General features: G+C 34.2%; 11 protein-coding genes. 6 read left to right on the top strand and 5 right to left on the bottom strand.

The window, feature by feature from the left end:
• Positions 1 to 114 precede the first annotated feature (114 nt).
• Complete coding sequence (locus FLACOL7796_RS03690) at positions 115 to 453, top strand: winged helix-turn-helix transcriptional regulator (RefSeq protein WP_173969482.1); 339 nt, start codon at positions 115 to 117, stop codon at positions 451 to 453.
• Positions 454 to 496: 43 nt separating this feature from the next.
• Positions 497 to 1,135 (top strand): hexitol phosphatase HxpB, encoded by a 639-nt coding sequence (gene hxpB, locus FLACOL7796_RS03685; protein ID WP_173969481.1) that lies wholly within the window; start codon positions 497 to 499, stop codon positions 1,133 to 1,135.
• A gap of 42 nt (positions 1,136 to 1,177) precedes the next feature.
• On the opposite strand, the gene FLACOL7796_RS03680 is transcribed toward hxpB, so the two are convergent.
• Positions 1,178 to 1,717, bottom strand: coding sequence for an AAA family ATPase (locus FLACOL7796_RS03680; RefSeq protein WP_173969480.1), 540 nt, complete (start codon positions 1,715 to 1,717; stop codon positions 1,178 to 1,180).
• A gap of 501 nt (positions 1,718 to 2,218) precedes the next feature.
• Between FLACOL7796_RS03680 and FLACOL7796_RS03675 the strand changes: the two genes are divergently transcribed.
• The gene (locus FLACOL7796_RS03675; RefSeq protein WP_173969479.1) at positions 2,219 to 3,316 is read left to right on the top strand and encodes a sensor histidine kinase; all 1,098 of its coding nucleotides are present in this window, start codon (positions 2,219 to 2,221) and stop codon (positions 3,314 to 3,316) included.
• 257 nt (positions 3,317 to 3,573) lie between these two features.
• On the opposite strand, the gene FLACOL7796_RS03670 is transcribed toward FLACOL7796_RS03675, so the two are convergent.
• The 3 genes from FLACOL7796_RS03670 to FLACOL7796_RS03660 form a co-directional block, all read right to left on the bottom strand.
• Positions 3,574 to 6,789, bottom strand: coding sequence for a TonB-dependent receptor (locus FLACOL7796_RS03670; RefSeq protein ID WP_173969478.1), 3,216 nt, complete (start codon positions 6,787 to 6,789; stop codon positions 3,574 to 3,576).
• A gap of 1,250 nt (positions 6,790 to 8,039) precedes the next feature.
• Entirely contained in the window at positions 8,040 to 9,407 is a 1,368-nt protein-coding gene (locus FLACOL7796_RS03665) for a HAMP domain-containing sensor histidine kinase (RefSeq protein WP_173969477.1), read from the bottom strand.
• Entirely contained in the window at positions 9,397 to 10,089 is a 693-nt protein-coding gene (locus FLACOL7796_RS03660) for a response regulator transcription factor (RefSeq protein WP_173969476.1), read from the bottom strand. The genes FLACOL7796_RS03665 and FLACOL7796_RS03660 overlap by 11 nt, the downstream gene beginning before the upstream one ends.
• A 198-nt stretch (positions 10,090 to 10,287) precedes the next feature.
• On the opposite strand from FLACOL7796_RS03660, the gene FLACOL7796_RS03655 reads away from it, so the two are divergent.
• The 3 genes from FLACOL7796_RS03655 (at position 10,288) to FLACOL7796_RS03645 (ending at position 15,790) form a co-directional block, all read left to right on the top strand.
• On the top strand, positions 10,288 to 11,064 hold the full coding sequence (locus FLACOL7796_RS03655) for a polysaccharide deacetylase family protein (protein WP_173969475.1): 777 nt from the start codon (positions 10,288 to 10,290) through the stop codon (positions 11,062 to 11,064).
• An 885-nt stretch (positions 11,065 to 11,949) separates the two neighbouring features.
• Positions 11,950 to 14,130: an HAD-IIB family hydrolase gene (locus tag FLACOL7796_RS03650; RefSeq protein ID WP_173969474.1), complete on the top strand. Its 2,181-nt coding sequence runs from the start codon at positions 11,950 to 11,952 to the stop codon at positions 14,128 to 14,130.
• A gap of 151 nt (positions 14,131 to 14,281) precedes the next feature.
• Positions 14,282 to 15,790: a glycoside hydrolase family protein gene (locus FLACOL7796_RS03645; RefSeq protein ID WP_173969473.1), complete on the top strand. Its 1,509-nt coding sequence runs from the start codon at positions 14,282 to 14,284 to the stop codon at positions 15,788 to 15,790.
• A 25-nt stretch (positions 15,791 to 15,815) separates the two neighbouring features.
• Here FLACOL7796_RS03645 and FLACOL7796_RS03640 read toward each other — a convergent pair.
• Positions 15,816 to 16,080: hypothetical protein (locus FLACOL7796_RS03640; protein ID WP_317168318.1), on the bottom strand; the 265-nt coding region annotated here is incomplete at its 5' end.

Raw genomic sequence — 16,080 nt, 5'->3', positions numbered from 1 at the left:
TCGTCTAAACTATTGAGGTCTTTTTAATTTTGTTATTTTTGTAAAGGTTCAAAATACATTCAACATGGGCAATAACGCATATAATTGTCTCATAGGGATAAAAAGGTCACTATTATGGAAATAAAGGAAAGAGCAGAAGAAAATAAAATTTGTCCGTTAGAAATTGCTGTAAATTCGATTAGCGGAAAATGGAAAATTCCTATAGTCTGGCAAATTAATGAAGGGAAAAAACGTCCGAGCGAATTTTTGCGTGGTATTGCTAAAGTAGACAGACGCGTTTTGAACCAACAGCTTAAAGAGATGGAACAAGATGGAATTTTAACTAAAGAATCCTTTAATGAACTTCCTCCAAGAGTCGAATATTCCCTTACCGAAATAGGAAAAAAACTGGTAGAAGCTTTATGGCTGTTAAACGATTGGGGGAAATTATTGATAGAAAACAAAAAGGTTTAGTTTGGCCAACCAATTTTAGATTAAACTTATATTCTTATAATTTATGAAAGCAGTTATTTTTGACATGGATGGTGTTATTATTGATTCAGAACCTTTTTGGCAAAGAGCTGAATTTGAAATATTTTCATCACTTGGTGTTGCCTTAGAAGAAGAATTTACTAATCTCACTAAAACAATGACAACTGTAGAGGTGACAAAGTTTTGGTATGAAAAATTTCCGTGGCAAAACAAAACTCTCGAAGAGGTTGAAGAAATGGTGATCACAAGAGTAATGGAATTAATAGAGCAGGTTGGGGGAGAAATAAAAGGTATTGAATCTTTTATAAAAAAACTAAAATCAAATGGTTTCAAGATTGGTCTGGCTACCAACTCACCTTATAAAATAATACCGGTAGTACTTAAAAAAGCGGGTATTGCGCAATATTTTGATATCATTTTCTCAGCAGAATTTGTTGAGTTGGGCAAACCAGATCCTGCTATTTATTTAATGACATCAAAAAAACTGGGTATCAATCCTGAAAATTGTATTGTTATCGAAGACTCTTATTCAGGAATGCTGGCAGCGAAAAAAGCAGGTATGAAAGTCGTTGCATTTACAAATGGAAATCAGGATGTTAATTTAAGTTTAGCCGATTATAAGATGGATTGTTTTTTAGAACATCAGCTCACTATTTTTTCCTGAATTGATTATTTATAAGATAAAGGGAAGAAGCTTACAGATGATTTATGAAATATGATTTTGTAAAATGTCAAATCTTTCTTTTATCGTTAGATCACCATCTAGAAACAAAGTAGCGCATTGTACTTCTGTTAACCATTGTTTTTGTTGTCTAAGGCTTCTGCTTGAAGTATTTTCTTCTAGATCATATTCGGCTGCCCATACAAGAAAAGCTTTGTATTTAGCATTTAATTTTTCGTCGAAAAGTATTTTATCTCCATATCTCGAAATTTCCCTTTCGCTCAATCTTTGCATTCTAAGTTCTTGCGGAATATATAATAAAACAACAAGATCAAATAAAAACTTATAGTTAGTATGCCAATGAAATATCGAACCGGTAACTACTACATCTTTGTGAGAATAAAAATCATTTTCGAATAAGGAATTGCGTTCATCATCAATTCTTGCTTCCTGAAACAGGGGTTCGGTTTTTTTCCAAAAATAATTATCAGAATCCAGGTGTAAAAAACGATCATTATTTTTTACGAAATAATCGCCCAATGTTGTAGCACCGGCTCCTGATGCGCCCATAATCATTATTCTCATTTTGTTTTTAATTAATGTGTCGCAATTCAATTAAGGTTATAATTGTAGAATATAAAAATAGTCATAATCTTAAAGTTCACTTCAATTTATTTAAGTTGAAAAATAGAAAAATTTTCTGAAGTAATGGTTAATCGAAATAGTTTTCTTAACCAATAAACGCAGTACGATAGCGGATTACATCACTAAGTTGTATATTTGCGATTAGTTTTTTAAAATACATTAAAGCCTGTAATGTTTCAATTTTTGCCACTAGATCCAAAAACGATTTTTATACTTTATTTTTGGGGAAACTTATTTATTTGCATTCTTATTTTTAGTTACTCGTTTTCATATGCTACCGTTGAGAACAGAAAAAAACTAAGAACCTTTGGCAATGGTAAAATATTATTAACCATAGGATGGGTTTTAATTTTTTTAAGAAACATCATCCCGGATTTTATTTCTATTAATGCTGCTAACTCAATAATTTTGTGTGGTACATGTTGCGAAACAATAGCGATAATGTCTCTTCTTAAAACGAAATGCAACAGACGGTATCATTTACAAAAAGGACTTACAATTGCCGGAATACTAGTTTTTAACCTGGCGACATTGTTCGAGAATACGATCAACACGCGTATTTTTATTATGTCGATGGCAATATTTTTTATTTATTTACCGCCAACGATAGGTTACTTTAGAGAAAAAGGAACTAATTTTTTCCGAATATTTTATCTGCTTTGTTATGTTTTATTCGAAATTTTAATCTTTTTACGAGCGATTTACAGTCATATCGATCCGCAACAATATTTTTTTAGACCCAGTATTTTCGACAGTTTATATAGCATAAGTTTATTTTTGCTCACACTTATTGGTACTGTTGGATTTTTATTGTTGGTGAAGGAAAAACAGGATTCTAAAATCAAGAAACTTTTAAACGATAAAAATTTATTCTTTTCGCTTATAGCACATGATTTAAAAGGACCCTTGGGATCTTCAGTTACATTATCAGAAATATTGGCTCAGAAAATTGATACTTACAGCCATGAAGAAATTAAGGAGATTACAGGAATGCTTCATGAATCGAACAAAAATATTTACAAACTGCTGGAGAATTTGCTAGACTGGTCGCGTGTGCAAACCGGAATGATCGAATACAATCCTCAAAAAGTGGTTTTAAATCAATTAATTGAAGAAAATATTGCGCTCCATAAAAATAGTGCCTTAAATAAAAATATAGATCTAAGTTTTGAATCAACTGAAATTATTGAAGCAGAACTGGATAAATACATGATTGATACCGTTTTGCGAAACTTACTGACCAATGCAATTAAATTTACAGATCAGCAAGGTGAAATTAAAATTACAATGCAGGTAATAAATCAAAAAGTTGAGGTTTCTATTACAGATAATGGTATTGGAATTCCTGATAAAATAAAAGAAAAACTGTTTAAAATTACCGGAAAAGTAATCCAAAAAGGCACAGAAAATGAAACCGGAAATGGCTTAGGATTATTACTTTGCAGTGAATTTATAAAAAAACACCAAGGCGAAATTTGGGCCGAAAGTGAATTTCGAAAAGGAAGTACTTTTAAGTTTATCTTACCGCTGAAGGGATAAAATTTCAAATTAAAAACACAATATTAAAAATTCCAAATTCCAATTGTTGGAGCTGTTTTAAACTATATAAAGAGAGGAAAAGATTTTAATCTTTTCCTCTCTTTTATTGGAATTTGGAATTTAAGATATTGGTATTTGGTACTGGAATTTGGAATTTAAAAAATTGAGATTTTAACAAAGCATTTGTTTAAAAAAAGTCCCCCAGTTTCATAAGGGTGTGAAACTGGGGGACAAATAAAAAAATAAAACACAATCTTTTAGAACGAATATCTAAGTCCAAGTTGTCCTTGGAATCTTGAGGCTAGTTGATCTATAGTATAAGGTGTAGCCGTTGGTTTTTGGAAAGTATATGTTGGGTCGCCAGTAGCAACTCCGCCTAAGTTTCCTGATTTTGTTAAACCAAGGTTAGCTGTTGAATTGTAAGTGTTTGGAACAAAGTAGCTTCTTCCCCAATCTTTATTGATAAGGTTTCCAACATTTGCCATGCTAAATGAAATTTGGAATGTACCTACTTTTTGAACTTTAATTTCATCTGTTAATTTCAAATCTGCCTGAATGTTCCAAGGAGTAGTATCACCATTTCTTTGAGTGAATGTTCCTCTTCTGCTTTTTAGGTAATCATTTCCATTAATGAATTCTTCGTAAGCTGCAACTTGTTGAGCTGCTGTTGCTGAAGGAACTCCTGCTGCATTTACACCAATGTATTTAGCTGCTTCTGCTGCATCTTTAAAGATATAAGCCAATCCTGCCGCTTGTCCTGTTCCTGCAATTGTAGAGTTTACAAATCCCCATGAGAACGGATTTCCTGATTGTGCATTAAAATACACGTTAGCAGAGAAAGTATTGTTATCAGCCAGTTTTACAGAGTAACCAACATTAGAAACGATTCTGTGTTTGATGTTAAAGTTAGAAGTCGCCAATTGAGGATCGTTAGGAGTCAATGACTGGTTCATCTGGAAGTTACTTTCCATAGAGTTACGAATTCCGTTTGTTACGTCACGAGAATCTCCGTAAGTATACGCTACCATAAAGTTTAAACCAAAATCGTATGATTTCGTAACCATCTCAGTGATGCTGTATCTGTATCCTTTGTTTGTATTTGATAATAAATAAGCATTAGAAAAAGCTGGATTTATGTTTGCTGCATAAATTGGCATTTGGTGATTTGTATCATAAGAGAAATAAGTTGGGTTATCTGTCTTATTTACTTGTTGAAATTCAAGATCACGAATTACTTTAGTATAAATACCTTCAGTTGTAAATTTGTAACCGTTGATGATTTTATCGATGGCCAATGAGTTTCTTAATACAGCCGGCATTTTAAATTTATTGTCTACTAAATCTGCCTGAACTTTTGGCGTTGCATCGTGATATCCATTCAAACCGTTGTTTGCCAAAGGATCACCAGCTGCTGCAACCTGAGCAGGAGTAAGGTTGTTTTTATCATAACTTCCGTAACCAACACCGTCATTGTAGTAAGCATATCCTAACCATGCAAACGGAATTCTACCTGTAAATACTCCAGATCCACCTCTTAAAACAAGCGTTTTATCTTCGTCTACATTATACGTAAAACCAATTCTTGGAGAAACTAATGCAGTGCTGAAAAAGTTGTTATTAATTTGGCTTAAAGGCGTGTAAGTGTATGTATTGCCATAATTAGGATCAGCCGGAGAATTTTGTACCTGTGGGCTTAATTTTGGTTTGTTTGGTAAATCAGTATAATCAACTCTTACACCAGGAGTAACTTTTAATTTGTTTCCAATTCTAATTTCGTCTTGTACATAAACACTATAAAGGTTTACTTTGAATTTAGCATAAGGATTATCAAAAATCTGATCTCTTGTAGAACCATCAAAAGGATACGTTCCGCGAACACGAGTAGGAAGTTTGTTAAAGAAATCTGCCAGAGATTTGTATGAAACTCTTCCGTTAAGTGCATTTACAAATCCGTAGTTAATGTCGTAGAATTCGTTGTGTGTACCAAACAATAAAGTATGGTTTCCTGTTTTGTAAGTAAGGTTATCAGTGATTTCGGCAGTGTTTTGTTTCATGTTAAAAACAGTTGCTTCACGATCATTTCCTAAGAAAATTGTTCCTCCGTTATAACCAATTTCTGCCTGAGGAAACATTGCATTGGATGATTTTGGATCACGGTAATCTTTAATAGCCGAGTAACTTGCGATAAATGAGTTAGACCATTGGCTGTTAAAGTGGCTTTTTAATTCTAAAACCGTACTAATAGATTGGTTTTTTTGAGTAAAGTCCATGCTTGAAAACCTGAAGTTTGCAGCATCACGCTCTAAGTTCGAAGCTTGAGAAATAACAGTATTGTTTCTTAGCGAAAGAGAGTGTTTGTCGTTAATTTTCCAATCTAATTTATTGAAGAATTTTTGACTTTTCGCAAAGTTGTTATAAGCACCGTAACTTCCCGGATCAAAACCATAATTTGTTTTAACGAAGTTTGAAATTTGTTCTGCTGTAGTGTTATCAACCAATGAAGTTAATTTTCCTTCAGAATTCGTTTGTCCTGCATTGTAGAACAAAGGATCTGTTCTTTCAGCATATTCCATGTTGGTGAAGAAGAACAATTTATCTTTTATAATTGGTAAACCTAATCTAAAACCAACTTGGTAATCACCAAAAGAATTTGGCATTTTAGAACCATCACCTGCATTATTAGGACCAGTAATAGCAGCATTTCTGCCATAGCTATAAATAGATCCTGTTACTTCATTTGTACCGCTGCGGGTAACGGCATTTACGCTTCCTCCTAAAAAGTTTCCTAATTTAATATCATAAGGAGCAATATAAACCTGAATATCCTGTATCGCATCTAAACTTATAGAGTTTGATCGTGTACTGCTTCCAGGCATTCCTGAAGTTCCTGACTGACCTCCTAAAGAAGGGCTAAAACCAATTGCATCATTGTTAATAGAACCGTCAATAGTTACGTTGTTGTATCTAAAGTTCGTTCCTGCAAAAGAGTTGTTAGAACTTTGTGGTACTAATTTAGTAACATCCTGAATTCCTCTGTTGATTAACGGAAGACCATTAATTTTTTTCTCATTAATACTTGTTCCGTTATTTTTAGAAGAAGGTTTAGAACCTGTAATTACTACTTCTTCCAGAACATTATTATCTGATTTACCAACTACTATTGTAGGCAAATCATTGTCTCCAAGTGCTAAATGTATTTGTGCATTTGAATAATCCTGAACACCAGAACTTTTAATTTCAAGTTCGTAAGGTCCACCGGCATTTAAATTTTCGAAACTAAACCTACCTTGCTTATCTGTTACAGCTCTGTAAACGGAGTTGGTAGGTAAATGTGTTAATGTAACCTCGGCGCCAGTTAAAGGGCTTGTACCATCGCTAACTTTTGCAGATAAAGATGAGGTTGTAATTTGAGCAAAAATGTTCCCCATAACAAGAAGCATGAATGCCGAAAAAAAGAGTTTTAGTTTTGTCATGTTGTTTTTAGTTTTTATTTGACAAAGAAACTGTCTTTGTTTCGATCAGATTTAACGCTTTTGTTAACTTAAAATGATAAAACTATTCATTGTTAACTTAGGATTATGAAGATGTTATTTCAAGAGAAAGGAATTAGCTCTTTAAAATCAACGACTTGTGTAAAAAGCTAAAAATAAGTAGATTAAAGCTAGATTTAAAGTAGATTAGAAAAAGATTAGAGTGTTAAGTAAATGTTACCGATCGCAAAAATCGATAATCTGAGAGAGAAGTATTCTACTAAAAATAAATGATTATTTAACGTGCTGAGTGTAATTTAAAAACATTTAAAACAAAACCCTATCGAGACATTTTTAAGAATTAAAGAATAAAAATATATCGCTCCGCTGGAGCTTTAAATGGGACTCGGATATATTTGCTATAAATATTACGCTCCTCCGGAGCTTTCTTTTTAGGCTGTTGATAAAGTCCCAGAGGGACGATATATTTATAGAATATTAAATATCCATGTTTCAAAAAGTCCGCCGCGGCGGATGACATATTTATCGATTTTATAATAAAAATATATGTCGCTCCGCTGGAGCTTTGAATGGGGCGTGGATAAATCTGCTATAGATATTATGCTCCGCTGGAGCTTTAAATGAAGCGCGGATATATTGCTATAGATATTACGCTCCTCCGGAGCTTTCTTTTTAGGCTGTTGATAAAGTCCCAGAGGGACGATATATTTATAGAAAATTAAATATCCATGTTTCAAAAAGCACCATCGGGGCGACATATATATCGATTTTATAATAAAAATATATGGCGCTCCGCTGGAGTTTTGAATGGGGCGTGGATAAATCTGCTATAGATATTATGCTCCGCTGGAGCTTTAAATGAGGCGCGGATATATTGCTATAGATATTACGCTCCTCTGGAGCTATTTTATTGTGCCGCTAGGCACAAAATATTGGTAGAAAATTGAATTTAAGATCCGTTAGCGTGCCGTAGGTACACAACAAAACATTTGTTATTTCATATTTACATCCGCTCGACTGTTGTTCGAAATGACAAAACTATACGAAAAACATTCTTATGAAAATGATTGCCCTAGCCCCGATAGTCCCGAGGCTTCGGGAGGAAATCCTTTTGTGGCGGTGTTCACCACAAAAGATGGGAACGGATTGCTTCGCCAGTTCGCTCTTTCAGGCTCGGGTACGGGATTAGCTCCTGAAAAAAAATAAAATAGAAATCTCGATGAATTATTGCTTTAAGGAAACACCAAAGAAAACGAAGTACCTTTTTCAAGTTCAGAATCTACAATTAAATTGATATTATGAAGTTTAAGGATTTGTGTGGTTATAAAAAGTCCCAATCCTTGTCCCTGAATATGGCGTGTATTATCGCTTCGAAAAAATAGATCGAAGATAGATTTCTGATCGGTTTCTGAAATTCCCGGACCCTGATCTACGACTTTGATGATCAGTTTACCTTCATTAGAAAGCGCAAAAATATTGACCGGTTTAGGATTCGAGAACTTTATGGCATTATCTAAAATATTATACAAGGCGATAAAAAGCATGTGTTTGTTGGCATAAACAGAAAGTAAATCTTCCTGATCTGCAATGGCATTCAAATTGAATGAAACCTTAGATTCCGGATATTCTATGGCTTTTTTCTCGAGAACATTCCATAAGATTTCGTCTATTCTTACGGTTTCCATTTGTTGCGGTTCAGAAAGTTCTAATCCCGATAAAACCAAAAGACCGTCGAGAGTGGCTTTTAGATGTAAAGTATCTTTACGCAGCGATTTTAGAATTTCTTCATATTGTTCGTTGGTTCTGCGCTGTTGCAGCGATACATCGATGTCTCCTATAATAATGGTAAGCGGTGTTTTTAATTCGTGCGAAGCATTTTTTAGAAAATTATTCTGAATCATGATTCCGCTTTCTAGTCTTTCTAAAAGATAATTAAAAGTCGTTACCAGTTCTTTAATCTCATCTTTGCCGCTGGTTTGCGGGACTTCTAATCTCGAATGAAGATTTTCGGTCGTTATGGTATTTACTTTTTTAATTACTTCTGTAAAAGGGCGAAAAGTTTGCCTGGCCAAAAAGGTTCCCAAAAGATAATTGAGAGGAATCCCCACGAGATAAAACAAAATAAACATGAGCCCCAGCATATCTAATTGACGATTACCGGCACGATCGATTCCGGAAACGACAATGATAAAATCTCCCTGATTGTCTTTGTAAAACAAGCCAACAAATTGCCTGTCGCCACGGCTAAAAGTTCGAATTTTTTCTTTTTTGATATTTTTTAAGTCCTGATCGCTTAATTCAAAATTAATAGTATCGCGTAAATAAAGCGTATTGGTTTTGGCATCATAAACCCGTATCGATTCATTGTTGATGCGTTTGTACTGAAGTTCAATTTGTTTGTAACGCTCACTATTAAACTCTTTTATCTCATCTTTTTCAAAGTAAAAAAGTGCCGTTGTCATGGCATGATCCTCAAGATTATCATAATAGAGATCTTTCATGTGACTTTTAAACAGCAGGAAAGATCCGGCCATAAGAAGCCCGGTTATAAAAGCAAAAAGTAAAGTAGAATTAGCGGCTAACTTATTTTTAAGATTCATAACTCTTTTGTTTGAGCATATATCCCGTTCCTTTTATGGTATGAATAAGAGGAGTAGGGAAGTTCTTGTCGATCTTGTTTCTCAAATAATTAATGTAAACATCTACGGTGTTGGATGTTGTATCAAAATCGATATTCCAAACCGCTTGTGCAATCGCAATTCGGGATAAGGCTTTCTCGCGGTTTTTCATAAAAAAGATCAAAAGCTTTAATTCTCGCGAAGACAAATTCAGTTCTTTTCCGTCTCTTGTTGCACTTTGTTCTTTCATATTAATTTCGACTCCGGCATACGACTGAAAATCGAGAATTCCGGTACTGAATTCTGCACGACGCAGCTGCGCATTTATTCTCGCCAGTAATTCTTCGAACAAAAAAGGTTTAGCGAGATAATCATCGGCTCCGGCTTGCAGACCTTTTACTTTTTCGTGTGGTGTATCGAGCGCACTCAGAATAAGAATCGGAACAATTATTTTTCGGCTCCTTAAAACTTCGCAAACTTCAAATCCTGTAATATCAGGCAGCATGATGTCGAGAATAATAATATTATACTCGTTCTCCATTACTTCTTTTATGGCATCAAAACCCTTTGTAATTGTTTTCACTTCATACAGATGCTCTTCAAGTCCTCTCGTAATAAATGAAGCAACCCTTGGATCGTCTTCAACTAATAATACTTTATTCATGTGCGAATAGTAATCAAATTTGTTGCTATAAAAGTAATTAAAAAGTAGAACCTGCTGCAAAAAATTAACCAAAGAATATGACGATGATTTATATTAAAATTTAAAGAATAGGGCATAAAAGCTAAACAAGAATGTTATATATTTGAAGTACAAAGTCGTATTTTTTTAAGAGTTCGAAAAATTAACCACCAGTAATCTATGAAGCTATTCTACACTAAAACACTATTGTTTTTAATACTCTTTACTTTTTTTTCCTGCGAAACCAAAAAAGAAAAACCAGAACCTAAAAAATATGCAGCGGGAGTAATTTTATCTTTTGATGACGCCTATGTCGACGAATGGTACGAAGCCGATCAGGCCTTGAAAAAATACGGATGGAAAGCCACTTTTAATGTTTGCCGAATAGATTCTATTGGCGCTCCTCAAATAAAAAAACTTCTTGAAATGCAAAAGGAAGGCCACGAAATTGCAGGTCATGGTTACCATCATTACAACGCTGTAAAATTTGTCAACCAACACGGAATCGATGCCTACATGAAACAGGAAATCGACCCGATGATTGCTTCTATGAAAAGACTAAAATTTAATGTAACCACTTTTGCCTATCCTTACGGAGAAAGATCTGACGCACTTGACAAAGCTTTATCGAATGATTTTAAAATTATAAGAGGAAGAGCGTTTGGAGGCGAAGCGCCCGAAAAACAAGACAGTTTTTTTAATAATTCGAAAATTGTATTTGCTTTTGATATCGACAACAGTCACATACATTTTAGTATTCCGTATGTATTAGAACTATTAGATTACGCTAAAAAACACAATAAAATTTTGCTTTTATGCGGACACAAACCCGTTAAAAACGTAACCGAAAATTATCAGACCAAAATAGAAACCTTAGAGTTTATTTGCAAATACATGAAACTTAACGATCTTAAATTCTATAAGACATCAGACTTAGACAATTTATTACCTGAATAATGAATAGCAAACCACAATAAGGTGTTTTTTTAGGAGCTAATCCCGCACCCGAGCCTGAAAGAGCGAACTGGCGAAGCAATCCGTTCCAATCTTTTGTGCCGAACACCGGCAAAAAAGGATTTCCTCTTCTATCGGGGCTAAGACAATCGTTGTCATAACAGGATTTTCGTGTAGTTTTTCGAATGAGAACATCAAGCACTTTGTCTATTATTCATTTTCAACAATTAAACTCATTTTTGTCATCCTGACGAAGGAAGGATTACACTAGAAACTCCGCAAAGAAATTCCAATCTTTGTAAAGTTACTCACGAAGATTTCTCGTTCCTCGAAAATGACAAATAATATGGATAATTGGTACCTATAAATTAGTAGAACAAAAGAGATAGGGAATTTTGAGATAAGCTCCAGCGGAGCGAAATATTTATAGAAAAAAAGATATAGAATTTAGAAATCAAGCTCCAGAGGAGCCACATATAATTACGTACCTGATAAATATTTCACCCGCCGCGACGGGCTCTGTTCATTTTATCTAATATTTCTATAAATATTTTATCCCTCCGGGACTATACAATATCGTATTTATAGTTTGTTGTCTTTTACTATAAAATTCAACAATTTTAAATTCGTGAATTCGTGGCTTTTCTAGCTATTCAATAATTATCAAATTAAAATAATTAACCACAAATAATTAAATCATTTTAATCCTTTAATCTGTGGCTAAAAACCTTTTTTTCGTCTTTTTCGAAAATCATAAAATTTACTTCGCGACCACCATCATTCTTACAGTTTTGTCTGTAAATGTTAATAATCCTGTTATTTTTTGTATGATTTTGGGCTCAACTGCTCGATTTTTCGTACCTTAAAAATTCTAACAAATAAAAGACAATGATGACAAAATTACGAATTTCATTAATCAACATTCACGGACTGCTAAAAGGTTCCGGTTTGGAGATTGGTAGAGATGCTGATAATGGCGGACAAACAAAATATGTATACGAACTTGCAGAGTTTTTATCACAACACGAAAATGTAGAACATGTTCACGTATTTACAAGATTAATCGACGACCCAAATCTTTCTCCGGAATATGCAGTACCTATCGAAATCATTAATGATAAATTAGACATAAGGCGTATTCCCTTTCTGGGAAAAAAGTACAAAGCAAAAGAACAATTATGGGACGGTTTAGACACTTTTGTAAACGGAATTGTGCAACATATCAAACTCCATGATATATTCCCCAACTGGATTCATTCACATTACGGCGATGCAGGATATGTAGCCAGCGAATTATCAACCATCTTAAATATTCCCTTCGCGCATACAGGCCATTCTTTAGGTTTTCATAAAAAAAATAAATTGCTGGAAAGTGGTTTAAACGAAGAAGAAATTGAAAAGAAATACAAGTTTAAACAAAGAATTGCAGCCGAAGAAAAAACCTTAGAATTATCTGAATTTATAGTTACTTCGACAGAGCAGGAAATCGAAACTTACAAACCCTATAAAAATTTTGAATTAGGTAAATACCACGCCATTTCACCGGGAATCGATACCAGTAAATTTGTTCCGTATTATCATAGAGAACAAGATTCTGATAAGCAAATGGAAGAAGAGCAACGAAAATATTGGGTAGCCGAGACCATTTCGAAGTTTTTAATAAATCCGCACAAACCTTTTATTCTGGCGCTTTCACGACCAGATCGCCATAAAAATCTTCACACTCTAATTGAAGTTTATGGTAAAGACAAAGAACTGCAAAGCATTGCCAATCTGGTTATTTTTGCCGGAATTAGAAAAGATATTTCAAAAATGCCCGAATCTGAAAAAGATGTCCTTACAGATCTTTTGTTATTAATGGATAAATACGATCTGTACGGGAAAATGGCAATTCCGAAGAAACATGACGTCGAAAATGAAGTCTCGATTATATATCGTTATGCCGCCGAAAAAAGAGGTGTTTTTGTGAATTTAGCCCTGCATGAAAATTTCGGTTTAACCGTAATAGAATCAGCAAGTTCAGGTTTACCGGTTGTGGTAACCAAAAACGGCGGACCATCAGAAATTATTCCGACTTGCCAGAACGGAGAATTAGTAAATCCGCTGGATGAAAACGAAATCAAAAAAGCATTGAGAAATATTTTAACCAATGAGAATCAATGGAAATATTACTCGAATAATGGCGCCATTAATATTCAGAAACATTACAGCTGGTTAAGTCACGTCAACCAATATGTAGATTTGGTCAACGAAAATCTGTCACTATCATCCGGTTCAGGAATCAAAAAACAGCATTACCCTAATATCAATATCGAAAGATTAAAACGTAAGGTCGAACATTTATTTGTTTCGGATATCGACGGGACATTGATAGAACCAAAATTAAACAATCCCGGACTAAAAGAACTAAAAGAGCATCTGATCAATCGTACTGATAAAATGGCGTTTGCTCTGGCATCAGGACGAAATTTAGCATTGGTAAAACAAGTTATCGAAGAAGAACAATTTCCGTTGCCTGATTTTATTATTTGCTCCGTAGGAACCGAAATTTACTATACAAATGGTAAAGATTATATTTTAGATAAAGGCTGGGCTAAATTTCTGGCCGGCCGATGGAAAAGAGAGGATATTGTCAGCCGTCTGCAAGAAGTTCCGTGGTTACGACTGCAGGAAGAAGAAGCGCAAAACCCTTATAAAATATCTTATTATTATGATAAAGAAAAATACGATCACGAGCAATTAATCAGAGTTTTAGGCGCTGGATGGTACAAAGTAAATATTATCCCGAGTCATGGCGAGTTTCTTGATTTTATACCTAAAAGAGCCTCAAAAGGAAATGCCATTAAGTTTTTATGCCGTAAATGGTCTATTCCTTTATCGAATGTTATTGCGGCCGGAGATTCAGGCAACGATATCGATATGTTCAGAGGTGCTGTAAAAGGAATCATCGTAGGAAACCGAAGCGTAGAACTCGCTAATTATGAAACCACAAAAAGTATTTATGTGGCCAAAGATGCAGCTTCGTCCGGTATTTTAGAAGGATTAAAACATTATAAAATAATAAAATAAATAAGTTCCGGAGGAACGATTCATATTGTAGCAAGGGATTTTAATCCCTTGAAATATGGAAATTAAAGATTAGCGATTTTGTTTGCGATCCTTCGACTTCGCTCAGGATGACAAAAATGACACAATATGTTAAATAATAAATTAGGTTAGTATGTATTCAGGTTCAGGATTTAGTAATTGGGAAATAGGAGACGTTGATGTATTTATAGATGAAAGCGGAGTGCATCATTTATTTCATCTTATTATTCCCAATCACGATTATATTGCGCATGCAGTATCAAAAGATGGTCTTTCTTGGAAAAGAGTAAAAAATGCTTTGTTTGTAGGTGATCCAGGCGAATGGGATGATGATATGTTATGGACAATGCATGTGAGTAAAAACTCGGCCGGAGAAGGATACGAAATGTATTATACAGGTTTAAAGCGCAAAGACAAAGGAGTTACGCAAAAAGTAGGCAGGGCAGTTTCGCCGGATTTAATTCACTGGACAAAAGACAATCAATATGGTTTACCGCTAAAAAGTGATGCTCCGTTTTACGAAAGCAGAGATAATAACCCACGTGAATGGCTGAGTTTCAGAGATCCTTATAAATATGAATTTGAGGGAGAAGACTATCTGCTAATTTGTGCGCGAAGTGCAGTAGGGCCAACGTATAGAAGAGGATGTATTGGCGTTGCAAAAAGAGAAGAAAAAGGTTTTGTACTGCAAAAACCGCTGCATGTAGCCTATGTATATGATGATATAGAATGTCCCTGCGTGGTAGAAATAAAAGGAATGCATTATTTGTTGGGTTCAATTCGCGAAGATATAAAAGTGCGTTATTGGTTTTCTCCCGATTTTAAAGGAGAATACCACGCGTTTCATAATAATGTATTAATGCCACAAGGCAATTATGCAGCAAGAATTGTAAAAGAAGGCGAGTATTATTTGATTTATAATTTTTACTTCGTTGGAGGAAACGTGAATACACTTCGCGTAATTCCGCCGCCAAAACAACTGGATGTAGATAGTAATGGCCGATTATTATTAAAAACCTACCATCATTGGAGAACACTTTACCAAAGAACCATTCATCAAAGAAACATGCCTGTTCCTACACCAATTTTAGGAAATCCGTCAGCAAATTTTGAGATCGAAAATGAAAATAAATGGCGAATTGGCTGTCGAAGCGGTTATGAAGTTTTTTGTTTTGATAAACCTTCAGAAAATTTTGTATGGGAAGGAACATTGGCTGTCGAAGGAATGGGAAAAACAGGTTTCGTAATCGAATGCGATGAGCAGGGAACAGCCTATTACATTTCTATTGATTTTGTAAATGGTTTTGTACAGTTTAGAGCCTGGGGATTTAATGAAAAAGATGTAAAGAATAATTTTGTTTTTGAGAACATTCAAACCAATCAATTTGAAATCGTCGAAAACAAAGAAATCTACTTTAAGATTATCCGTTACGGAAATTATTATGAACTTTCGATTAATGAAGTCGTAAAACTAACCTTGTTGGACTATAAATACAGCGAAGGTAAGATAGGTGTTTATGTTTGTTCAGCGATTGTTTCTTTAAGCGATTCAAAAATTCACGTAATTCCGGAACCCGAGAATGAATATGCAACTGCAGATCCTAATAAAGCATTTGATGAATACAATAAAATAGCCCAATAAATGTACCTGGCAGATTATGATCGAACTATCTGGAATTAGTATCTATAATGCTTTTAACGCTTTGAATAAAAGTTTCGGTATTGTTGATTTCGCCTTTGATGTAAACATCATAATCTGTTAATTTAAACTGCTCTAACATATCTTTTTTAAGATATTTTATCATAGACTCAAGGCTTCGGGTATCATTTTTATTTTGTCTTTTCAATTCGCGTTGCTTACTTTCCAGGTAAGATAAAGTTCTTTTTAATCTCAGTACATTAATTTTGTCCACACTTAATATTCTTAAAATT

Source organism: Flavobacterium bizetiae, assembly GCF_902804475.1.
GTDB classification, from domain to species: domain Bacteria; phylum Bacteroidota; class Bacteroidia; order Flavobacteriales; family Flavobacteriaceae; genus Flavobacterium; species Flavobacterium bizetiae.
Note: the sequence above shows the minus strand (reverse complement) of the source record. Positions and strands in the feature narration are given on the sequence as shown.